The organism is Geobacter sp., from assembly GCA_009684525.1.
Taxonomy (GTDB): Bacteria; Desulfobacterota; Desulfuromonadia; order Geobacterales; family DSM-12255; genus Geoanaerobacter.
Genome location: WKKR01000005.1, coordinates 34,451 through 56,447, shown reverse-complemented (window position 1 = coordinate 56,447; position 21,997 = coordinate 34,451). Strand labels below are relative to the sequence as shown.

Sequence of the window (21,997 nt, the reverse complement as noted above, 5' to 3'; positions counted from 1 at the left end):
ATCGATCAATGAGGTTGGATTATGGCGGAGAGGGAACTGGCCAAGGTTTATGAACCGAAGGCGGTAGAAGAGACGTGGTACCGGGAATGGGAAAGTAAAGGTTATTTTCACGCCGAGGCGGCTTCAGGCGGGCAGCCGTACAGTATTGTCATCCCGCCGCCCAATGTTACCGGCGCCCTGCATATGGGGCATGCCCTCAATAACACCCTGCAGGATATCCTCTGCCGCTGGAAGAGGATGAGCGGCTGCAACGTCCTCTGGATGCCGGGCACCGACCATGCGGGGATTGCCACCCAGAACGTGGTGGAGCGGCAGCTTGCCGCACAGGGGACCGACCGGCACAACCTGGGGCGCGAGGCATTCATCGAGCGGGTCTGGCATTGGAAGGCCGAGTCGGGCGGGCAGATCATCGGCCAGTTGAAGCGGCTCGGCGCATCTTGCGACTGGGAGCGGGAGCGGTTCACCATGGACGAGGGGCTGTCCCGCGCGGTCCGCGAGGTGTTCGTCTCTCTCTATGAGCAGGGGCTGATCTATCGCGACAACCGGCTGATCAACTGGTGTCCCCGCTGTCATACCGCCCTGTCGGACATCGAGGTCGAGCACGAGGAGAAGGCGGGCCATCTCTGGCATCTCCGCTATCCGGTCATCGGCACCGACCGGCACCTGGTGGTGGCCACTACCCGCCCCGAGACCATGCTCGGCGATACCGCGGTCGCGGTCCATCCCGAGGACGAGCGCTATGCCGACCTGGTGGGGAAAATGGTCCTGCTGCCGCTGGTCAACCGTGAGATCCCCATCATTGCCGACGAATACGTGGACCGGGAGTTCGGTACCGGGGTGGTCAAGATCACCCCTGCCCACGATTTCAACGATTTCGAGGTCGGCCGTCGCCATGGCCTCGAACTGGTGAATGTCTTTGACGAGTCCGGTTTCATCAACGAAAACGGCGGCCCGTACCGCGGCACGGAACGCTTTGCCGCCCGAAAGCGGATCGTCGAGGACCTGGACGCGCAGGGGCTTTTGGCAAAAATCGACGATCATAACCTTGCGCTCGGCGGTTGCTACCGCTGCAAAACCGTTGTGGAACCCTATCTGTCGCTGCAGTGGTATGTCAAGGTCGGCCCGCTGGCTGATCAGGCACTCGCTGCGGTAAAGGACGGCCGGACCCGGATCGTCCCCCAGCAGTGGGAAAACACCTATTTCGACTGGCTGGAGAACATCAAGGACTGGTGCATCTCACGCCAGATCTGGTGGGGTCACCGGATTCCCGCCTGGTATTGCGACGACTGCGAAGGGATTACGGTGAGTCGGGCCGATGCCGCGGCATGTTCGCACTGCGGTTCGACCAACATCAGACAGGAGACCGATGTCCTCGATACCTGGTTCTCTTCGGCGCTCTGGCCCTTTTCCACCATGGGATGGCCGGATCAGACCCCCGAGCTCAAGACCTTCTACCCCACGGCCTGCCTGGTCACCGGCTTCGACATCCTCTTCTTCTGGGTGGCACGGATGATGATGATGGGGCTGCATTTCATGGGGGATGTGCCGTTCCGCGAGGTCTACATTCATGCCTTGGTGCGCGATGCCCAGGGGCAGAAGATGAGCAAGTCCAAGGGGAACGTCATCGATCCCCTGACGGTGATCGATGCCTACGGCACCGATGCCTTCCGTTTCACCCTGGCCGCTTTTGCCGCCCAGGGGCGCGACATCAAGCTGGCCGAAGAGCGGATTGCGGGGTACCGGAATTTTGCCAACAAGCTCTGGAATGCCGCCCGCTTTGCCCTGATGAACCTGGAAGGGTTCGATCCCGCTGCGGTCGATGCCGGCAGTCTGATTTACAGCAATGCCGACCGCTGGATCTGCTACCGACTCAACGAGGCAGCGCGGGAGGTGAATGCCTCCCTGGCCGAGTACCGCTACAACGATGCGGCCAGTACGCTCTACCGCTTTACCTGGAGCGAATTCTGTGACTGGTACATTGAACTGGTCAAGGACGATCTCTACCGGGGCGAGCCGGAACGCCGCCAGACCGCCCGCTATATCCTCTGGCAGGTCCTGGAGGAGCTGCTGCGGATGCTGCACCCCTTCATGCCGTTCATCACCGAGGAGATCTGGCAGGCTCTGCCGGGCGAAAAGGAGTGCCCCAGCATCATGCAGGCCCCCTATCCGCAGCCGAGCAGCGAGCGCGATGCCTTCCGCGCCGGAGCGAACGAGATGGAGCTGGTCATGGAGGTGATCCGGGGGATCCGCAACATTCGCGGCGAGATGGAGGTGGCTCCTTCGCGCGAAATCGCCGCGATCCTCGACTGTGGGTCTGCGGAGAGCCTGAACCTGCTCAGGCAGAACGAGGTCTACATCATGAGCCTCGCCCGTTTATCCGATCTGGCCATCGGCCAGGGGGTCGACCGTCCGAACGATGCATCCCTGCAGGTGGCCCGTGACGTGGAGATCATCGTACCGCTCAAGGGTCTGGTGGATGTGGAGGAGGAGGAAAAGCGCCTGCTCAAGGAGATCGCCAAGATAGAGAAGGAGATTGATCTCTTCTCCAAAAAGCTTGAAAACCCGAGCTTTGTCGATCGTGCCCCTGCCGAGATCGTTGTCAAGGAACGGGAGAAGCTGGCTGAAGTCACCTCAAAGAAAAAGGTGCTGGAGGAAAGCCTGGAGAAGATCAGGCGTCTCAAGTAGCTATAGCTGGGGGTGGCAAAACGGAAAGGGACAGGAGTCTGGGAACTCTGTCCCTTTTATTCTTCCATGAGTCGTATGGGAAGGAAGGGTGCTGTCGTGCTTGAGCCGTACCTGCTGCAGCTTTTTATATTGAACTGGCTGTTGATCATCGTTGATGCGGCAATCGGTTATCTGGTTTCGCCGCTCCTCGCCCGTTTTGGTGCGGTGGATACCGAGCCGTCTCCCAGAACGGTGCAGATGATCCGCAGGCTGCTCACCCTGATGGTGACGCTCTACATGTTTTTCAACTGCCTGGCCTTTTTCCGCGGGAACAATATTCTGCTGGTGATCATTACCGGGGTCGTGCTACTGGACATCGTGACACAACTGGTGTTGCGGTACAGGATGAACCGACACAAGTGATCGCGGTCGGGCCGGTTTTCCTGCACAGGGATGTCGCTCCTTTCAGAATCCCACTGCGTGGTTGAGGAATGGTGATCTTATCAGAGCGCTGGTGCGGGACTTCGGCGCACTCAGATCCACGGGTGCCATCATGAACCCGACACTCTCAAAGTAAAAAAGGGCATCCTGCAGGACCTTCTGGAATCCTTCTTCATCCATGGGCTGCTGAAGCGGGGTATAGATCAGTGCCTGATTGCTTTCCAGCATCTGCCAGACGAGGTAGACCTCGGCCTTGCCGTTGCGCATGATGGCGTAGATGAACCCGCCGCTTTTCTGGATGCTGAACCCGTCCGGTACGGTCTGGATCTTGTTGGCGGATTCGTACAAGGCGATTATGGCTTCCGGTGCCGGGCAGGGTACGGCGGAGAGGGATCTGTCGGGGCGGAACTCGGTGGCGGACTGACCGTCGCTGCCGTAAAATTCGGAGTTGGCAGAGGCGCCCATTTCCGGAAAGATGACATTGTCAAGTTCCGGGAACAGTTCGCTGCCAACTTCCGGAATCGGTTCGAAGATCGCTGCCGAATCTTCCTCTTCAGGGGGAAGGATGGTTATCGATTCGCACGTATCCAGTACCACGGAATAACTGATTTCCTCTGAAGAGTCGGAATTCTCCCTGAGAATCGCTTCCTCTTCCCGCGGTACGGAGTATGTCTCGACCATCGGGCATCCCGTTCCATTTGAAGCGCGCTCTTCGACGAGTCGCCGCAGTTCTGTCCGCAGTCCGGCAAACTCCAGTGTGGTAACCTCTTCTCTGACCAGCATTTCGTGCCGAAGCCGTGCAACTTCTGCAAGGGCTTGCTCTTCCCGAATGCCTGCAGCGGAAATTTCCGTTTCCAATTCTTCCTTGAGCCGATTGTTTTCCTGTTCCAGCTCTTCGATCATTGTCATGAGCTCTTTTCGCTCGGCACGTGCCGAGTTGAGCGCTGCGGCTGCTACCCGCTCCACCTGTTCTTTATCGATTCTCGCTTGTTCTAGTTCCTTTTCCGCATCGATCCTCATCTGGCGGACAGCGTCCATGGTCTGTTCCAATTCCATGGATGAGCGTTCGGCAACTTCTCGCTCCTGGGATGCTGCCCCTTCGAGTTCGGCAACCTTTTCCTGCAACAGGGCCAGTTCTTCCGTCATGATGGCAATTTCTTCGGCATGTGACGCCTGGAAAAGCTGATATTCCTCCTGTGTTGCATCGAGGGTCCGCTGGACCTGTTCCCGCATCTTCTCTGCGCAAATGGTTTCCGCTGCCTTTGCGGCAAGTTGATCTCGCAGTTCGGCGAGTTCGTCGGTCAACGCGTCAATCCGCTGCCCCAATTCCGTTGATTCGCAGGAGAGTTTCTCCTCGTGTTGACGGTGAATCGAGTCGAGTTTTTCTGAGCTGAGCAGCAGTTGAGATTGCAGCAAGCCCTTCTCTTCGTCCCGTGCGTTCAGATCTGCTTCGTATTGACTTTGCAGGGTTTTGATCCGTTCGTTGAGGCTCGTTACGTTAGAACGGCTGTCGGCCAACTCGGTTTCAAGAAACGTGATTCGTTGTTGCAGGGGGGCGAGTTGCTCATTCGGAAGCTGGTGTTTGTCACAAACGGCTTCCTGCTTTTCTGCCCCAGGAGCAGTGGCAGTGTCCAAAACTGAATCGGTGTTTCCGGACGAGGCCTTTGCCGGGGCAGGGAGATCGATGACTTTCGACACGCTTACGGCTGCTGAAGTGTGGGCAGAAACCTGTTGGACGGTCTGTGTATCGGAAGAGGGTGAAGAAGGTTTCACTGCAGGTTTGACGACTTCGAGTGCCGGGCGATGCGGCGCAGGAGCAACAGAACTCTTGGCTCCCTCTTTCGGGGCCTTGAGGACCTTGATGGTTCCCCAGATAACCTGACGCATGGCAGTGCTGTAATCGAGTTTTATCTGTTCGAGGGCAAATCCCTGGCTTGTGACAAAGAGTTGTGCCTGCTCGAAGCATTTCTGGTATTCGGCTGTGCTGCAGGGCTGCTTTCCCGGTATGAAGACATGGCTTGTCTTCTTGGGCACCTCCCAGAAGGCGATGTAGAGCATCTGTTTCCCATTTTCCTTGGAGGAGCAGATGTATGCTTCGCATTCATTGGGGCTGATCTCTTTGTCCAGAGGTGCGACAGACTTTACCGAGCGGTATGCCTCGTAGAGAAAGGGCTCTTCGATTGCAACATGGGAAAGGGATGGGTCGAGTCGAAAGTTCACGGGTGCCTCCAATAAACTGCATTCGGGAAATGCCCTCAAGCGATTCTCACAACGTGTGAGCACAACAAAAAGCCGGGCGCGAACGTATCAACATCTGATAGTTCGGCACCCGGCTGTCTGCGTGAGACCCTTGGGCTCTCCGTCCCGCCATTGCTGACGGTTTAGTCTTATCGTTTATCAGAGGAAAGACTCAGTTGAATTGTAGTGAAAGTATCGTTCAGAAAGCGGGATGGGGAGGTGATGAATGTCACCATATTCTCATATGAGAGGGGAGGCGGGAGCTGCCTTGGCAAGCCATTATACTCGCTCTTGTCAATATCCCGAATTTGGAGTATTTTCTGGTCGATGAGAACTATGCGACGGAAGAGTTCACATAATTGGCAGGGTCTGGTGATCATTGCCGTGGTTGCCACATGTCTTGCCTTTTTAGGGATGAGGCCCCCCAATCTTTCACCTCCCCAGGTACCAAAACCTACCCACCGTGCAGTGGTGGAATTCTCAGCAAAAAGCGTTAACCAGTCGGTTTGCAAAGATCTAGTTTCCGGTGAGTTCGTCTGCAATGCCCTCACGCTGGTATTTCCCCAAGTCAGTACGTTATCCGTCCATTACTCCCACCCACCTTCTCCAGCCGTTGCAGTTTCCTGTATTTTCAGCCGAGCCCCACCCCGTTTGATTGTCTGAGACAATCCTTTTGCACCATATTCTCGCAATGACCGCGTCGCAGGAAGGGATGCGTCCGGAACCGGCCAACTGTTTTTTCCGGCCTTCTGTCCATACGTGAATCCTTTGCGTGGTTATTCATCATTCTTTTCAATATTTCGCAATAAGGAGGCAAAGACATGATAAACAGGCCTATGTGCTATCTTCTGTGTGGTGCTGCTGTTGCGGTTCTCTTCATGACTGGCTGCGCCAAGCAGGAGTTGATCAAAAAGGATAACCCATTGCCTGCATCAACTTCCGGGGAAGCGGCTCAGGTGAACAACCCTGCTTCGGGGCACACGGCACATGATGCCACGGTGCAGACAGCCGGGAAAACCCCTTATGCCGGGACGGTGCAATCTGCAACCGGTCAGCCGATTGATCGCTTGAGCGCATCAGCACTGGAGAACATCTATTTCTCGTTTGACTCGCCGAGTATTTCCTCTACTGCGCGTGCCGTTCTGGCGCAGAATGCGAAACTCCTTACTGCAAAGCCGGGGGGGATGATCACCATTGCAGGGCATTGCGACGAACGAGGCTCTGCCGAGTACAATCTTGCGCTCGGAGAAAAACGTGCGCTGGCAGCCCAAAAATACCTGATAAGCCTGGGCATACCGGCTAAGCGGCTGGCAACGATCAGTTATGGTGAAGAAAAACCCGCAGATCCCGGTCATGACGAAACTGCGTGGGCCAAGAACCGGCGCGATGAATTCAGCATCAACAGCAACTAACTGCAGAGCAACCATCTATGCAGAGCCGGGTCGCAGGGGGAGATCGCAATCTCTTCCTGCGGCCTGGCAGACTATGAGGGCGCAGGGATGAGAAGAGTCTTTAAAGTGCTGCAGTTATCGCTTTTTATGCTTGTTTCCTGCGGGTTTGCCTGGGGATTTGGTGCAGTGGATCGTTGTGCTGAGTCAAAAAATGCCGTGCATGAGTTGTCAAGCACGAAAGAGGATGACCTGCGGGCAGCAGAGGAGAAACGGATCATTGCGCTCTGCCCCGAAGGCGGATCTGCGTTTTTTGTCCGGGGACTGCAGATGGAGCGCAATGGCGACTCCGCAGGTGCATTGACCACGTATCGGGAAGCCATTTCCCTAGACGGTTCTCTGCCCGAAGCCCATGGGAATCTCGGACTTCTGTTGCTAGGCAGCGGCAAGGCGGCTGAAGCAGCCATAGAACTGACCAAAGGGCTTATGGGAAAGGCTGATCCGCGGTCTTGATCCAGATAACCTCGAAGGGCATCGGGAGCTGGCGGTTCTCTACGGCAAACAGCGGATGCTCGACAAGGCAGTCGGCCAATATCGTGAAGTCCTCCGCCTCAAGCAGGATGAAATGGATGCACGGCTTGCGCTTATCTCGCTGTATGTGAAAATGAAAGACTATCAGGGTTTGACAGAATTGTTGGAAGAGGGGACGCGACTCTTTCCCGATGATGCAAACAGTCACTATCGGTTGGGGATCGTATATGAGTTCAGGAAGAACCTTCCCGCTGCAATCGAAGAGTACCGGAAAACGGTCGAATTGCAGCCTTTGCACGCCAAAGGGCACAATGCCCTTGGCAGGCTTTTCCTGAAGACCGGTCGGATGGCCGAAGCCAGAGTATCCCTGGAGGCGGCAAAAAAGGCAGATCCGAGGCTGGCAGAGCCGAGAATGCTCCTCAATACCATCCGGGAGGACCTTTCGGCGGGAAAAGCACACTATAAAAAGAAATACAAGAAAAGTCGCAGAAAAAAGGTAAAGACGAAGCGTAAATAACCGGAAAATGGGGGCGATATGGGAACCAACATTTCATTCGTGGTATTGGGGGCGGCAGCCGGCATACTAAGCGGCCTGGTGGGGATTGGCGGGGGAGTTATCATCGTACCGGCTCTGGTGCTGGTCTTTGGCCTCTCGCAGTTGAAGGCGCAAGGTACCACCACGGCCCTGATGGTCCCTCCCATCGGGATACTCGCCGCCTGGACTTATTACCGCCAAGGCTACGTCGACCTGAAGATAGCTACCCTTGTCTGTGCCGGCTTTCTGCTGGGGGGGTTGCTCGGGGCCAAGATAGCCACCAGCCTGTCGAGCGTAGTACTGGAAAAGGTATTCGGTACCGTGCTCCTGATCATTGCGATCAAGATGTTGATGGCGCGACATTAGACAAGAACGACTCTGAGGAGAAGACACACATGCAGTTCCCTGGATCTGATAGAACCTGATTACTCTTCATTGCCGACCTGGCTCGTCGATCCGATTCTACAGGAGGATGCCAAGATTGAGGCGCTGCTCTCCAGCGGAATATCGTTGATCACCATCGGGGCCGGAAAAATGATGAGAACAAAGAAATGGCACTGAAAGGAGACCCATGACCGTCGAAATCGCGATTGTCCTGGCCTTCGTCGTAGCGGCAGTCATTCTCTTCGCCACGGAGAAACTGCCTATCGACCTCGTTTCGATCATGGTCATGGTGGGTCTCCTTATTTCCGGGGTCATCACTCCCGAGGAAGGGATCGGCGGCTTCAGCCACCCGGCGACGGTGACGGTTGGCTCAATGTTCATCCTTTCCGCCGGCCTCTACCGCACTGGAGCGGTAAACTTCGTCGGTGCGAAGCTCGTGCAAGTCGGCAAGAGGAACTTCTGGCTCGCTCTCATACTGCTTATGCTCACCGCAGGCACCTTCTCTGCCTTCATCAACGATACTGCCGTGGTTGCCATCCTCATCCCGGTCGTACTTGGACTTGCCCAAGAGCTCAAAATCAGTCCCGGCAAGCTCCTCATGCCCCTGTCCTTCAGTGCCCTCTTTGGCGGGGTATGCACCCTCATCGGCACTTCAACCAATATCCTCGTCAGCTCAATTGCCGTCAAACACGGCCAGCCTCCCTTCGGCATGTTCGAGTTCACTTCGTTCGGTGTCGTCATCCTGGTCGTCGGCAGCCTCTACATGCTCCTTATCGGCGTTCGTCTCATTCCCGAAGGGAAAGTAGAAGAGGATCTTCGCAAGCAGTTCGGCATCGGCGACTACCTTGTTGAAATCGTGCTGGAGTCCGAGGCGCTCTCGGTCGGCACTGTGTTGGCCGACTCACCGCTCTTGCGGGACCTTGCCATCAGGAGCTTTGATGTCTATCGCGACGGCAGGCGGGTAGAGGAACCCTCCGACCGGCTCGTACTTAAGGCCGGAGACCACCTCAAGGTGCGCTGCGACTTGGAAAACTTCCGCAAGCTTCAGGAACGCAAAGGGATCGTTCTGAGGCAAGAGGTGGAAGCGGGAGAAGGGGGAAAAGAGGAGGAGACGGTCCTGGTGGAGGCGGTCATTGCCGGCGGTTCCACCCTCGACGGTCGCTCCCTCAAACAAGCCCGCTTCAGATCTCGCTACGGTCTTACCGCGTTGGCTGTCCGCCACCGGGGGTTAGTAATGCGGGAACACTTGGAGGAGATGGAGCTGCGTGCCGGCGATGTCCTTCTCTTCGAGATGGATAAGCATCACCTGGACCAGCTCAGGGAGGACAAAACCTTTGTCCTCGTCTCTGAGGCGGAGTTTCCTACCTTCCGCAAGAGAAGAATGGTCATTGCTGTCGCCATTATCGCTTTCGTCGTCGGGAGCGCTGCCACAGGGCTCCTCCCGATCCTGGCGAGCGCCACCCTCGGCTGTGTCCTCATGGTGCTTTCCCGCTGTCTCACTCTGGAGGAGGCATATGGGGCTATCCAGTGGAAGGTCATCTTCCTGCTGGGAGGGGTTCTCGCCCTGGGAAAGGCGATGGAAACGAGCGGCGCGGCGCTGCTCATTGCCAACACCCTCGTGGATACGGTTGGTGCTCTTGGACCCCGGGCACTCGTCTCCGCCTTCTACATCATGACATCTCTCATGACGGAGCTCATGTCGAACAACGCCACCGCCGCTCTTCTCACCCCCATTGCCATCGCCGTTGCCGAATCGTATGGCGTCGATGCGCGTCCCTTTCTCATGGCAGTTACCTATGCAGCTTCGGCCGCTTTCATGACCCCGGTCGGTTATCAGACGAATACACTCATTTACAGTCTGGGCCATTACCGCTATGTTGACTTTCTCCGGGTCGGCACACCGCTCAATCTCTTATTCTGGCTGCTGGCCACTATTATGATTCCCTGGTTCTGGCCGTTTTAGGCAATGGAGGCATACATGGCAACACTCACATTCTGGCTCGCACGCATGAAGGAGTACCTCGGGGTCCAGCTTTTCACCATCGGGGTTACCCAGATTACCCTTTGGACGGTCATCTACCTCATTATCCTCATGGTTCTTCTCTTCTACCTTTCCGGCAAGCTCCGGAGATGGATCGTGGAGCGGGCTCTGGTCAAGACCCGAATGGAGGTTGGCGCCCGGCAGGCAACCGGTTCCATCATCCGCTACTTCATCATCGCCGTCGGCTTCGTCATCATCCTCCAGACCGCGGGGATCGACCTCACCGCCCTCAATGTCCTGGCCGGCGCTGTCGGCATTGGACTCGGCTTCGGCCTGCAGAACATCATCAACAACTTCTTCTGCGGACTGATCATCCTTTTTGAAAGGCCCATCAAGGTAGGGGACCGGGTCGTGGTCGGGAACGTGGAGGGTGACGTGGTGCAGATCAGCGGTAGGAGTACGACGGTGGTGACCAACGATAACATCGCCATCATCGTCCCCAATTCGAAGTTCGTTACTGAGAACGTGGTCAACTGGAGTCATGGCGATCCCAAGGTCCGGTTCCGGATTCCCGTCTCCGTAGCTTATGGAAGCGATGTGCGGCTGGTGGAGCGGCTACTTCTGGAGGCTGCGGCCGAAAACCCCGATGTTCTGGAGAAGCCCGCCCCAGGAGTTCGTCTGATGGAATTCGGCGAAAGCGGACTTGCTTTCGAACTTCGGGCCTGGAGCACCAGCCTAGCACATCGCAAGGGGCTTCTCATCAGCGCACTCAATTTTGCGATCTATGACAAGTTCACTGCGAACGGTGTTGAGATACCCTTCCCTCAGCGCGATGTTCGTATCAGGTGAGGAGTTGTGGCTATGACGACGAGTGAGTACTGAGCGTGAACACACTATGTTTGAGCCATCCTAATGAATATGGCGATCAAGATGCTGTTTACATGACAGTAGGCACGACCCTGAGATAAATCCACGGAGCACCGTATGTTAAAAGATCATTCCCCGGAATCGATTGAAATAGACATCACCATACATGTATTTTCCGTCTCTGCCACACTGGTCGGTGTTTGCCTGACGGTCATCAGCCTTTTCATCATCAATCGCCGCCTGTCCAGTGTCAGGAGTATCGGTGAGGAATTGCTCGCGTTTGATGCCCTGATGTTTCTCGGTGCATGCGTGCTTTCCTATGCAGCCTTGAGATTGAGGCGGAAGGAACGCCAACATCGCATCGAACGGTTGGCAGAGGAACTCTTCTTTGTCGCGTTGACATTCATGGCGCTCATCTGCATCTTCATCGTCTACGAGTTGATTTAGGCAAAGATGTTCGTGGCTTCACCCCATTGCCCACAGGCAGCAAACACAGCACCTGCGATTTTCTATCGCAAAGGTAAAGAATTTGCTTGACGATCTCGGAAACGATACGTAAGATGAAAATCACTTTCAATAAGGATAGCTGAGTGAAACAGGCCAAAAAGAAGGCATTTCGCGATTTCATCACCCAGAAGGGGCTTAAGTCTACCCGCCAGCGTGACGTCATTCTCGATTGTTTCCTTGCTTCTGCCCGTCACATCAGTATCGAGGAGCTCTACCTCAAGCTCCGTGCAAAAAACCCCAATATCGGCTATGCCACCGTCTATCGTACCCTGAAGCTCTTTGCCGAATCGGGGATCGCCCGCGAGATCCAGTTCGGCGACGGGCAGACCCGCTACGAACATGCCACCGAAGGGGAGCATCACGACCATCTGGTCTGCACCCGTTGCGGCAAGATCATCGAGTTCGAAAACGAGACCATCGAACAGCTTCAGCAGGAGGTGGCAAAGAGCCACGGGTTCCTCATCGAGAACCATAAGCTGGAACTCTATGGTGTCTGTTCCCTCTGTCAGAAGTAGTTTTTTTATGTGCAATAAATGAAAGTGATTTTCAAAAGCAACACGCCGGGAGGAAGTGATTCGGATGTCCCTGTTTAAACGGAAGCCAAGCAGTCACGCAGCAGCAGATGCCAGCCTGCGGAAGAAGAAGGTTGCCCTGGTGGGGAACCCCAACGTGGGGAAGAGCGCCTTGTTCAATGCCCTGACCGGTGCCTATGTCACGGTCTCCAATTATCCCGGCACCTCGGTGGAGGTTTCGCGTGGCTCGGCCCTGATCGAGGGCGAACCGTGCGAAGTCATCGATACACCGGGCATGTACGCGCTGCTCCCGATCACCGAGGAAGAACGGGTGGCCCGGGAGATCCTCCTCACCGAGCGTCCCGACGTGGTGCTGCACGTGGTGGACGGCCGCAACCTGGAACGGATGCTGCCGATGACCCTGCAGCTCATCGATGCCGCGCTGCCGGTGATCCTGGTGGTCAACATCATGGATGAGGCGGAGCGGCTGGGATTGACATTCGATTTCCCGCTGTTGAGCGAGAAGCTCGGTGTGCCGGTCATTGCTGCCGCAACCGCCAAGAAAAGGGGAGTCGACGATATCAGAAGGGCCATTCGCGGCTACCGGTTGGGGAGTCACGCCGTTTTCGGCTACAGCCGCCGCCTGGAAGGGGATATCGAACAGATAGCCCGCATGCTCCAGGGGGAATATCCTCTCTCGAACCGTTCCCTCGCGCTGCTTTTGTTGCAACGTGATGAGGAGGTGGCGGCCCTGGTGAGAAGGACCGAAGGGGATACCTACCCGGCCATCGAGGAGCTGGTCAGGGAGGTCACGTTCTCCCGGCGCGAGACCTTTCACCTGGACCTCTCCATGGAACGCAAGGCGATCGTCACGGCCCTGTTGCAGGGTGTCCTGCAGTTGCCCGACAAACGGCGGGTCACCATGGGAGAGCGGATCTCCAATTTGGCGGTGCGACCGCTTACCGGGGTGCCGTTGCTCCTCATCGTCCTCTATTTCGGGCTCTACCGGTTCGTTGGCGATTTCGGCGCCGGCACCCTGGTCGATTTCCTGGAGGGGACCCTGTTCGAGGGGATCTTTAACCCCTGGATCAGCGGCCTCGTCAAAGACTTCATCCCCTGGTGGGCGATCCAGGAGCTCCTGGTGGGGGAGTACGGGGTGATCACCTTGGGGCTGCGCTATGCGGTGGGGATCATCCTCCCGATTGTCGCCACCTTTTTCCTCTTCTTCTCCCTGCTTGAGGACAGTGGCTATTTCCCACGGCTCGCCCTTCTGGTGGACCGGGTCTTCAAGAAGATCGGCCTGACCGGCCGGGCGGTGATCCCCATGGTGCTCGGTTTCGGCTGCGATACCATGGCGACCATGGTGACCCGCACCCTGGAGACGGTCCGCGAACGGATCATTGCCACCCTGCTCTTGGCACTGGCCATCCCCTGCTCGGCGCAGCTGGGGGTGATCCTTGCCCTGCTCTCCAAGACGCCGGGGACGCTCCTTGTCTGGGGGGCCTGTCTCCTGCTGATTTTCCTGGTGATCGGTTTTCTCGCTGCGCGCCTGATGCCGGGTGAGACCCCCATGTTCTACATGGAGCTGCCCCCTATGAGGATGCCGCAGCTTTCCAATATCCTCACCAAGACCTACACCCGGATGCAGTGGTATTTCCTGGAGATCCTGCCGCTGTTCATCCTGGCCTCCTTCCTGCTCTGGCTCGGCAAGATCACCGATTTCTTTGCCAAGCTGGTTGACTGGTCGACCCCTGCCATGCATCTGTTGGGGTTGCCGAAGGAGGTGGCGGTTGCCTTCATCTTCGGTTTCTTCCGCCGCGACTATGGCGCTGCCGGTCTTTACGACCTGCAAACCAAGGGTATACTTGACCCCAGGCAGCTGACGGTTGCAGCGGTGACGCTGACCCTGTTCATCCCCTGCGTGGCCCAGTTCCTGGTCATGAAGCGGGAGCGGGGGTGGAAGGTGTCGCTCGGGATAGGCTTCTTTGTCAGCGGACTCGCGTTCGGCAGCGGTTATCTGTTGAACCAGTTCCTGCTGGTGACGAGGCTGGTATGATCCGTTGCGGGTATTGCGGACACGAGTTCCCCGAAGAGGAAGGAATCCGTTCTTGCGGGAGATGCGGGAAACCGGGAAGCTGCCGGATGGTCAGGTGCCCCCGTTGCCTGTACGAGAATCTGCCGGAACCGCAGGTCATCAAGAAGATCAAGAAGGTTTTCGGCTCACAGAAATAAAGCGAAACGGCACATGCACAAGGAGAATGGGCAGATGAAACTGACCGAAAAGGCTGAAGAGATACTGGAGGCGATGTGGATCGCCATCGAAGAGGAAGGGAAGGGATTCGTCGAGATCGACAGCTTGTCGGTCCCTGCCGACGACCCGGCGTACCGGGAACTGACCTCCCTGGCGATGGTGGAGATCAGGGAGGGAAGGATCTACTATCGCCCGGAAGGGCGGGAGGCCGGCAGGGAGACCATCCGCCGCCACCGTCTGGCCGAGCGGCTGATTATGGACGTGTTGGACATCCGTGGCGATTCGGGCGAGGACAAGGCCTGCCAGTTCGAACACCTCCTGGATCAGGGGGTCGATACCAAGCTCTGCACCATGCTGAACCATCCTTCGACCTGCCCCCATGGCAAGCCGATCCCACCGGGCGACTGCTGCGAAGCGGCGCGCCAGACCGGTGACTTAGGAGTGGTCCCCCTGACCGAGCTGAAATCGGGGGAAGAAGGGGATATTGCCTATCTACAGAGCGGCGACGACAAGAAGATGCAGAAACTGATGGCCCTCGGAGTCCTGCCGGGGAATCGCATCCGGCTCTTGCAGACGTTCCCTTCGTATATCTTTCGGGTCGGGTTTTCTGAATTTGCCGTCGATACTGCCATGGCCAGGGAGATCATCGTCAGAAAGTAAGAGAATCCCATGTTTCCCATACTCGTTGCCGAAGACGACCGCAAGATTGCCAACGTGGTCAGGGCGTACCTGCAGGAGGCAGGGTACCGGGTCGTCCTGGCCGAGACCGGCAGGGACGCCATTCGCGCTGCCGGCGAGGAGCTGCCGCTCCTGGTGATCCTGGACCTGACCTTTCCGGACATGGCAGGGGAAGAGGTCTGCCAGGAGCTGAAGGAGCTGGGGGAGTTTCCCATCATCATGCTCACCTCCAAGGCCTCCGAGGAGGAGCGCCTGGTCGGCTTCGCCCTGGGGGCCGACGACTATGTGGTCAAGCCCTTTTCCCCCCGCGAACTGGTCTCCAGGGTCAGGGCCGTGCTGAAACGTGCACAGCGTCAGGAGCTGGGCGGGGCGGAACAGCTCCGTTTCAATGGCGGCGACCTCTGCCTCGACGGCCAGAGCTTTGCCGCGTTCCGCCGGGGGGAGCAGGTGAATCTCACCCCCACCGAGTTCAAGCTGCTCCTGACCCTTGCTGCGACCCCGCAGAAAGTCTTCAGCCGCGAGGAGCTGGTGGAGAAGGCGCTCGGCTATCAGTTTGAAGGGTATGAGCGGAGCATCGACGCCCATGTGAAGAATATCCGCCAAAAGCTCATGGACGATCCCCGCTCCCCTACTTACATCCAGACCATGTACGGCGTCGGCTACCGCTTCATCGGCAGGAAAGATGCGTAGACCCCTTGCCGTCAAGATCCTGGTCCTGCTCCTCTTCACGACCTCAGTAGCGCTCTCCTCTGCCTTCATCTTCCGCCAGCTCATCATCGACGATTTCCGCAGCTACCGGGAAGGGGAGCTGGAGGACCGGGTCTACTGGGTCACTGCCCGGTTGGAAGGGGCGTATCGGGAACAGCGGGGCTGGGCAGCCCCGGCCCTGGCCGATCACAGCGCCTGGGCCCTGCTCCTGGGGATGGAGGTGCGGCTCACCGACCACGCGGGACGGGTGGTGATGGATACGGCACAGGCACTGTCGCTGCTCCCTGCTGCCGACCGTGAACGGGTCCTGGCTGTTTCGGGCTATCTGCCGGCAACGGCACAGGGGAGCTATACCCCTTATCCGCTCTTTCTCGACGGCAAGGAGATCGGCACCCTGGGGGTCCGCTTCGTTCCCCGGTGGCGGCCGGCGATCTTCGAAGAGCGGGCGAGCCGTTTCCTCTTCTGGTCGTCACTGCTGATCGGGGGGATTGCCATCCTCGTCGGTATTGCGGCCGCCCGGAGGTTGAGCAGGCCGCTGGTGCTCCTCACCGCTGCTGCCGAGGGGATCGGCAAGGGGGATCTGACCAGCCGCGTCCCGGCCCATGCCAGGGACGAGATCGGCCGTCTCGGCCAGACCTTCAACCGGATGGCTGAGGAGCTTCAACTGCAGGAGCGGCTGCGGCGCACCCTCTTTGCCAATGCCGCCCACGAACTGCGGACCCCGCTGACAGCCATCCGTTGCGAGCTTGAGGGGATGATGGACGGCCTGATCCCCTCGTCCCGCGAGCAGCTCCAGTCGTTGCACGACGAGACCACCCGCCTGACCTCGCTCTTAGCCGGCATGGAAGATCTGTCATCTGCTGAGGCCAGTTCCCTCAACCTTCAGCGGCAGTCAGTGCAGCTCGGCCCCTTTCTGGCGGGGATCATGGAACGCTACCAGGCACTCTTCGACGAAAAAGGGGTTGCGCTGCTGTCTGCCGCTGCCGATGACGACAGGGTAGATGCCGATCCGGAGCTGCTTTCCCGCATCGTGGTGAACCTTTTGGGGAATGCGCTCAGGGCGACGCCGGCAGGGGGGACGGTTACGGTGAAGAGCGAGCCGGTCACAGGCGGGACTGCCATCAGTGTCACGGATACCGGCTGCGGCATTGCTGCCGATGCGCTACCGCGCATCTTCGAACGATTCTACCGCGGAGCCGGCGGTGGGATGGGGCTTGGACTTGCCATCGTGAAGGAGCTGGTCGAGGCGCATGGCGGCCGTATCGAGGTCGAAAGCAGGGTGGGGGAGGGGAGCAGGTTCACCGTCCTCATCCCTGCAGGCTCCCATCCCGATCTTCAGGACGGGAACCCGCAGAGAGCCGGCCGGTTGTGAATCCGCTTCAGCCGGTAGTTGAAAAACTCAGGTTGTTCAAACATAGTCAGATCGTCGCACCCGCAGAAAGGCCCGCGGAGGCGTGGCAGCGCCACGCCGCACAAGGCGGCTTTCGAGGACGGCGGCGAGATGGCTGTGTTTCAACAACCTGTCAGATGGAGCCGTCCTTTTCACCCATGACTCCCAGGATCTTCTTTGCCTCGGGATGTCCCTGCTTGGCCGCTTTCTTCAACCAGATCACCGCTTCCTTCGGGTCTTTTTTCACCCCTTCGCCCATGGTGTACATGTAACCGATGTTAAACTGCGCCTGCCGGTGCCCCTGTTCCGCTGCCTTGCGATACCAGCGGTATGCCTCTCCCTGGTCGAGCGCCAGGTCCTCTCCCTTGTCGTACAGCATCCCCATTGTGAACTGGGCATTCACGTCTCCCAGATCCGCGGCCTTGCGGAACCATTGCACCGCTTCGCGCCGGTCCTGTTTTACCCCTTCCCCCTTGTAATACATGATGCCGATGTTGTAGCAGGAGTTCTTGCCGCCATCGGCCTTGAAATCCTTCATGGCCCGGCTGAAGTCCTTTTTCTTGTAAGCCTTCAGCCCGCTGTCGAAGCTGGCCAGGCAGGGAGTTGCCGCAAGCAGCAGTGAGAGGATGACGATGATCGTTCTGTTCGTGCATTTCATAGGGACCTCCATGTCCGTTGTGTGGTGGTGATGTGGGGGAGTTACCAGCTTCCCTGTGCCTGTTCCTTCTGGAGCGTGCCGGCCATCCGGTCCGCATCGGCGTTCCCCTGGCGTGACGAGAGCCTGAACCACTCCAGTGCCTTTTCGCGGTCCTTTGTCACGCCGAGACCGTTCTGATAAAGGGTCGCGATATTGAACGATGCCAGCCCATGACCCTGCTCGGCTGCCCTGGTATACCAGGAAAGGGCGCTGGAGAACGATTGCGGCACCCCTGCGCCCCGTGCGTAGAGATTGCCCAGGTTGAACTGCGCATCGGCAGAGCCGTTTTCCGCTGCCTGCGTGTACCAGCGCACCGCTGTCCGCTCATTGCGGACGACGCCGCGCCCCTTCTCGTACAGGAACCCGAGCGTGAACGCTGCTTCCGCGTGTCCTGACCGGGCGGCCCGGTCGATGAGCGCGATCCCCTGTTCCTCGTTGCGCTGCACCCCTCTGCCTGTGCGATAGAGCGAACCGAGGCGGTACGAGGCATCGATCACCCCTTTCTCGCTCGCCTTTGCCAGCCAGCCTGCTGCCTCGCTTTCGTCCCTGCGCACGCCGCGCCCTTCTTCCAGCATGACCGCCAGACGGTACTGGGCATCGACGATACCCCGGCCTGCTGCCTTCCTGAACCAGGCTGCTGCTTCGGCATCATTCCGTTTCGCGCCGCGTCCCTCCTCCAGCATGAGGGCCAGGCGATATTCGGCATCGGGAATCCCTTGCTGGGCGGCCTTGGCGTACCATGCGGCAGCCGCTGTCATCTCTTTTGCCATGCCGGTGCCGGTCTCGCACATCAGACCGAGCTGGTATTGGGATTCCGCAATTCCCTGGTCTGCGGCCCTGCTGAACCAGGTCGCTGCCTCGGCCTCGTTTTTCTCGCCACCCCGCCCCTTGAGCAGCATCAGCCCGAGATGGTTCTGGGCAGCGGCAATACCGTTATCGGCGGCTTTGCGCGACCAGGTGCGCGCCAGTGCCTCGTCCTTCGGCCCGCCGCGTCCTTCATTCAGCATCAGAGCGAGCCGGTACTGGGCCTCGGGGATATTTCCTTCGGCGGCAGTCCGGTTCCAGCGGATCGCCTCGTTGTCGTTCCGGTCCGCGCCGCGCCCTTCTTCCAGCATAATGGCCAGGCGGCCGGCTGCGTAGAGATCTCCCCCGGCTGCAGCCTTGCGGTACCAGGCAACAGCCTCGGCCGCATCGGCCTTGACCCCGCGCCCTTCTTCGAGCATGCGACCGAGGCGGTACTCTGCCCCGTGAATCCCGGTTTCAGCGGCCTGGCGATAGAGCCGTGCCGCCTCAGGCTCGTTTTTGGCAACGCCGATCCCCTCTTCCGTAAGGTACCCCAGCCGGTACTGGGCAGCGGCGTTGCCGCTGTCGGCGGCATAGCCGAACCATCGTGCCGCCTGCTCCATGTTGCGACCAACGCCGCGTCCTTCTTGCAGGAGCATGGCCAGTCGGTATTGCGCCTCGGGGGACCCCTGAACAGCGGCGAGGCGGAGCCACCCCGCGGCGGCGCGCTCGTCCCGTTCGATCCCCTCCCCCTCCAGCAGGAGGAGCCCCAGGGCGAGCCATGAGCCGGGGTGGTTCTGCAGGGCTCCTTTCTTCAGCCAGAAGAGGGCCTGCCGGTCGTCCCGCGGGACGCCTTCTCCCTTTCCGTAGCGCATGCCGAGGTCGTACTGGGCCGACGGATCTCCTGCCTCGGCGCGGACTGCCAATTCACTGACCGCCGACACAAGGGCAGCCGTGTCGGCCTTGCAGACCGTGGCGCCTGTTGCGGCGATCAGCACCAGCAGCAGAATCCCTCTGCGAATCAATCGATGTTGCATTGCCGTTTCCCCTCGATTCATCTGATCTCCGGCCTCACCCCGGCCGGTTGCGGTGTTTGTGGCAGCCAACAGCACCCCGTTCTGGTGCCAAAGAAGAGAGGAGTCTGCGGACTACCGGCCAAACCACCGATTACCGTGCAATATCTCCACCAAACCTGAGCGTCGATCCCTCTTTAATGAATGCCGTGACGATAGGCACTGTTGCGAGGCATGAACTTTGTATATATTATATAATGCAATCAGAATCTTGAATTGGGAGATCCTTATGAATGTGCTGCTGGTAGAGGACGAGTACAAAACGGTCGATTTCATTAAGAAAGGGCTGCATGAAAACGGTTTTCGCGTCGATGTCGCCCACTATGGGACTGACGCGCTCAAGCTGGCCCTTTCCCACGAATACGACATCATTGTGCTCGATGTGATGATCCCCGGCATTGACGGCTGGGAGGTGATGCATCGCCTGCGGGAAAAGGGGAACATGACGCCGGTGATCTTCTTGACCGCGCTGGATGGGCTGGAAGACCGCCTCCGCGGCCTGAAGCTCGGGGCGGACGATTATATCGTCAAGCCGTTTGCCTTTTCCGAGCTCGTTGCCAGGATCCACACGGTCCTGCGGCGGGGCCAGGCCAAGACCGGCGGCGAGCTCTACCGGGTCGGGGACCTGGAACTGGACCTTGCCGCCCACCGGGTCGTGCGCCAGGGGGCCAGGATCGATCTGACACCCAAGGAGTATACCCTGCTCGCGCTGCTCATGCGTTACCAGGGGGATGTCCTCACCAGGACCCGGATCGCCGAAAGGATCTGGAACCTGGACGATTTCCACGATACCAACGTTGTCGACGTCCATATGCGCCGGTTGCGCGCCAAGATAGACGACCCCTTTGAAAAGAAGCTGATCCACACGGTCCGTGGTGTCGGTTATGTGCTTGAGGACCGTGGCTGATGTTCGTGCCGCTGCAACCGAAAAGGAAACCGTCCGTTTCCATCAAGAACGAACTGACCACCCATTATGTGGTGTCGTATTTCATCATCCTCGTCTGCGTCATCGGTCTCATCTACTGGGCGCTGGTCGCAGCCATAAAACAGCAGGCCGTCAAGCACATGAAAGACGAGATCATGGTGCTGCAGACGATCCTGAATTCCGGCGACCCCCGGGCATTGCAGCGCAAAATCAAGACATCCCAGGAAAAGGAGTTCGCGAAACTCTATATCCGCATTCTGGACCAGGACAACCGCGAGATCACTCAGACACCGGAGATGGACCAACTACTGCCCCCCCCCTTCTTCCACGAGCCGGTAGCCCTGGAGAGCCTGAAGTCGGAAGGTTTCAAGCAGTACCATGTCAACGGCAAGGTCTTCCTGGTGGAATCGATGTGGCTCCATGTGCTGGGTGCGCCGAGGATTGTCCATATGGCGCTGGATGTCTCTTCCTTCGAGCGGATTCTCGACGTATTCCAGGGCTGGCTGGTCGCAGTGATGCTGGTGGGGCTCCTGGCGTCCAGCCTCGTGGGTCGTTACATCACCCACAGGGGATTGCGTCCACTCGACCAGATCGCTGCCAAGAGCCGGCAGATAACCTCCAGCAACCTGGGGGAACGGTTCGAGCCCGACAACTGGCCGGTGGAGATGCATGAACTGACGTTGGAACTGGACGACATGCTGGACCGCCTGCAGCATTCTTTCGAGCGGCTGAAGAGTTACGCCGCCAACCTGGCCCACGAGCTGCGCACCCCCATCGCCAACCTGATGGGTGAGGCCGAGGTGGTGCTGACCCAGAGCCGGGATAGCGCCGAATACGAGCGGGTCATCGAGTCGAGCCTGGAGGAGTATCAACGGCTGTCGCGCACCATCGACAGCCTGCTCTTCCTCGCCAAGGCCGACTCCCAGGAGGTCAGGCTCAAGTTGGAGGAGGTCAGGGTCAAGGAGGAGATCCATAACCTTGAGGACTACTACGAGGTATCTGCCCAGGGGAGGGCATTCCTGATCCTGTGCGATCCGGACATGACCGTGCGGGCGGACGTGACCCTGTTTCGCCGGGCCTTGAGCAATCTCATCATGAATGCCATTAAGTATAGTCCTGCGGGTGGGATGATCACGCTTCAGGCAGAGCGGTCCGACGGCTTTGTGGAGGTGACGGTCGCCGACCAGGGGATCGGCATTACTCCGGAGAATCTGGAACGCCTGTTCGAACGGTTCTACCGGGTTCCGGAGGCAAAGTCGCTGGACCACCGGGGGGCTGGACTCGGCCTCGCCATCGTCAAGTCGATCATGGAGCTGCATGGCGGCGCAGTGGCAATTTCCAGCGAGCCGGGCAAAGGAACAAAGGTCACCCTGACCTTCCCGGCGGCAGACTAACCGGATTATTTTTGCTCAATGAGTCGAAAATGACAACCCTGTCAGTTTAA

At 58.4% G+C, this 21,997-nt stretch carries 20 protein-coding genes and 1 riboswitch; of the genes, 17 read left to right on the top strand and 3 right to left on the bottom strand.

Annotation, left to right across the window (positions count from 1 at the left end; all coding sequences use genetic code 11):
- Positions 1–21 precede the first annotated feature (21 nt).
- Positions 22–2,685 carry a valine--tRNA ligase gene (locus GJT30_15120; protein ID MSM40945.1) on the top strand — a complete coding sequence of 888 codons (2,664 nt, stop codon included), beginning with the start codon at positions 22–24 and terminating at the stop codon, positions 2,683–2,685.
- Positions 2,686–2,760: 75 nt separating this feature from the next.
- The gene (locus GJT30_15115) at positions 2,761–3,087 is read left to right on the top strand and encodes a hypothetical protein (protein ID MSM40944.1); all 327 of its coding nucleotides are present in this window, start codon (positions 2,761–2,763) and stop codon (positions 3,085–3,087) included.
- Between the two features lie 42 nt (positions 3,088–3,129).
- Here GJT30_15115 and GJT30_15110 read toward each other — a convergent pair whose 3' ends face one another.
- Positions 3,130–5,325: a hypothetical protein gene (locus GJT30_15110; protein MSM40943.1), complete on the bottom strand. Its 2,196-nt coding sequence runs from the start codon at positions 5,323–5,325 to the stop codon at positions 3,130–3,132.
- Positions 5,326–5,426: 101 nt separating this feature from the next.
- Positions 5,427–5,501, bottom strand: a riboswitch (cyclic di-GMP riboswitch).
- A gap of 678 nt (positions 5,502–6,179) precedes the next feature.
- Between GJT30_15110 and pal the strand changes: the two genes are divergently transcribed.
- The 13 genes from pal (at position 6,180) to GJT30_15045 (ending at position 17,057) form a co-directional block, all read left to right on the top strand.
- Positions 6,180–6,755 carry a peptidoglycan-associated lipoprotein Pal gene (gene pal / locus GJT30_15105; protein ID MSM40942.1) on the top strand — a complete coding sequence of 192 codons (576 nt, stop codon included), beginning with the start codon at positions 6,180–6,182 and terminating at the stop codon, positions 6,753–6,755.
- An 87-nt stretch (positions 6,756–6,842) separates the two neighbouring features.
- Complete coding sequence (locus GJT30_15100; GenBank protein ID MSM40941.1) at positions 6,843–7,244, top strand: hypothetical protein; 402 nt, start codon at positions 6,843–6,845, stop codon at positions 7,242–7,244.
- A gap of 55 nt (positions 7,245–7,299) precedes the next feature.
- A complete protein-coding gene (locus tag GJT30_15095; GenBank protein MSM40940.1) occupies positions 7,300–7,779 on the top strand; it encodes a tetratricopeptide repeat protein in 480 nt (159 codons plus the stop codon).
- An 18-nt stretch (positions 7,780–7,797) separates the two neighbouring features.
- Positions 7,798–8,163 carry a TSUP family transporter gene (locus tag GJT30_15090; protein ID MSM40939.1) on the top strand — a complete coding sequence of 122 codons (366 nt, stop codon included), beginning with the start codon at positions 7,798–7,800 and terminating at the stop codon, positions 8,161–8,163.
- 205 nt (positions 8,164–8,368) lie between these two features.
- Positions 8,369–10,144 (top strand): TRAP transporter large permease subunit, encoded by a 1,776-nt coding sequence (locus GJT30_15085; GenBank protein ID MSM40938.1) that lies wholly within the window; start codon positions 8,369–8,371, stop codon positions 10,142–10,144.
- Between the two features lie 15 nt (positions 10,145–10,159).
- Positions 10,160–11,011, top strand: a complete 852-nt coding sequence (locus GJT30_15080; protein MSM40937.1) for a mechanosensitive ion channel — start codon at positions 10,160–10,162, stop codon at positions 11,009–11,011.
- 135 nt (positions 11,012–11,146) lie between these two features.
- A complete protein-coding gene (locus GJT30_15075) occupies positions 11,147–11,476 on the top strand; it encodes a hypothetical protein (protein MSM40936.1) in 330 nt (109 codons plus the stop codon).
- 143 nt (positions 11,477–11,619) lie between these two features.
- Positions 11,620–12,051 carry a transcriptional repressor gene (locus tag GJT30_15070; GenBank protein MSM40935.1) on the top strand — a complete coding sequence of 144 codons (432 nt, stop codon included), beginning with the start codon at positions 11,620–11,622 and terminating at the stop codon, positions 12,049–12,051.
- A gap of 64 nt (positions 12,052–12,115) precedes the next feature.
- Positions 12,116–14,104 (top strand): ferrous iron transport protein B, encoded by a 1,989-nt coding sequence (gene feoB / locus GJT30_15065; GenBank protein ID MSM40934.1) that lies wholly within the window; start codon positions 12,116–12,118, stop codon positions 14,102–14,104.
- Positions 14,101–14,280 carry a hypothetical protein gene (locus GJT30_15060; protein MSM40933.1) on the top strand — a complete coding sequence of 60 codons (180 nt, stop codon included), beginning with the start codon at positions 14,101–14,103 and terminating at the stop codon, positions 14,278–14,280. Before feoB ends, GJT30_15060 begins: the two co-directional genes overlap by 4 nt.
- A gap of 34 nt (positions 14,281–14,314) precedes the next feature.
- Positions 14,315–14,959 (top strand): transcriptional regulator, encoded by a 645-nt coding sequence (locus tag GJT30_15055; GenBank protein ID MSM40932.1) that lies wholly within the window; start codon positions 14,315–14,317, stop codon positions 14,957–14,959.
- Between the two features lie 9 nt (positions 14,960–14,968).
- The gene (locus tag GJT30_15050) at positions 14,969–15,667 is read left to right on the top strand and encodes a response regulator (GenBank protein MSM40931.1); all 699 of its coding nucleotides are present in this window, start codon (positions 14,969–14,971) and stop codon (positions 15,665–15,667) included.
- A complete protein-coding gene (locus GJT30_15045; GenBank protein MSM40930.1) occupies positions 15,660–17,057 on the top strand; it encodes a HAMP domain-containing protein in 1,398 nt (465 codons plus the stop codon). Before GJT30_15050 ends, GJT30_15045 begins: the two co-directional genes overlap by 8 nt.
- Before the next feature lie 151 nt (positions 17,058–17,208).
- Here the strand turns inward: GJT30_15045 and GJT30_15040 are convergent, their stop codons facing one another.
- The gene (locus GJT30_15040; protein MSM40929.1) at positions 17,209–17,733 is read right to left on the bottom strand and encodes a sel1 repeat family protein; all 525 of its coding nucleotides are present in this window, start codon (positions 17,731–17,733) and stop codon (positions 17,209–17,211) included.
- Between the two features lie 41 nt (positions 17,734–17,774).
- On the bottom strand, positions 17,775–19,613 hold the full coding sequence (locus tag GJT30_15035; protein ID MSM40928.1) for a hypothetical protein: 1,839 nt from the start codon (positions 19,611–19,613) through the stop codon (positions 17,775–17,777).
- 244 nt (positions 19,614–19,857) lie between these two features.
- Between GJT30_15035 and GJT30_15030 the strand changes: the two genes are divergently transcribed.
- Positions 19,858–20,535, top strand: coding sequence for a heavy metal response regulator transcription factor (locus tag GJT30_15030; GenBank protein MSM40927.1), 678 nt, complete (start codon positions 19,858–19,860; stop codon positions 20,533–20,535).
- Entirely contained in the window at positions 20,535–21,947 is a 1,413-nt protein-coding gene (locus GJT30_15025; GenBank protein ID MSM40926.1) for a heavy metal sensor histidine kinase, read from the top strand. Before GJT30_15030 ends, GJT30_15025 begins: the two co-directional genes overlap by 1 nt.
- The last annotated feature ends 50 nt before the right edge of the window (positions 21,948–21,997 follow it).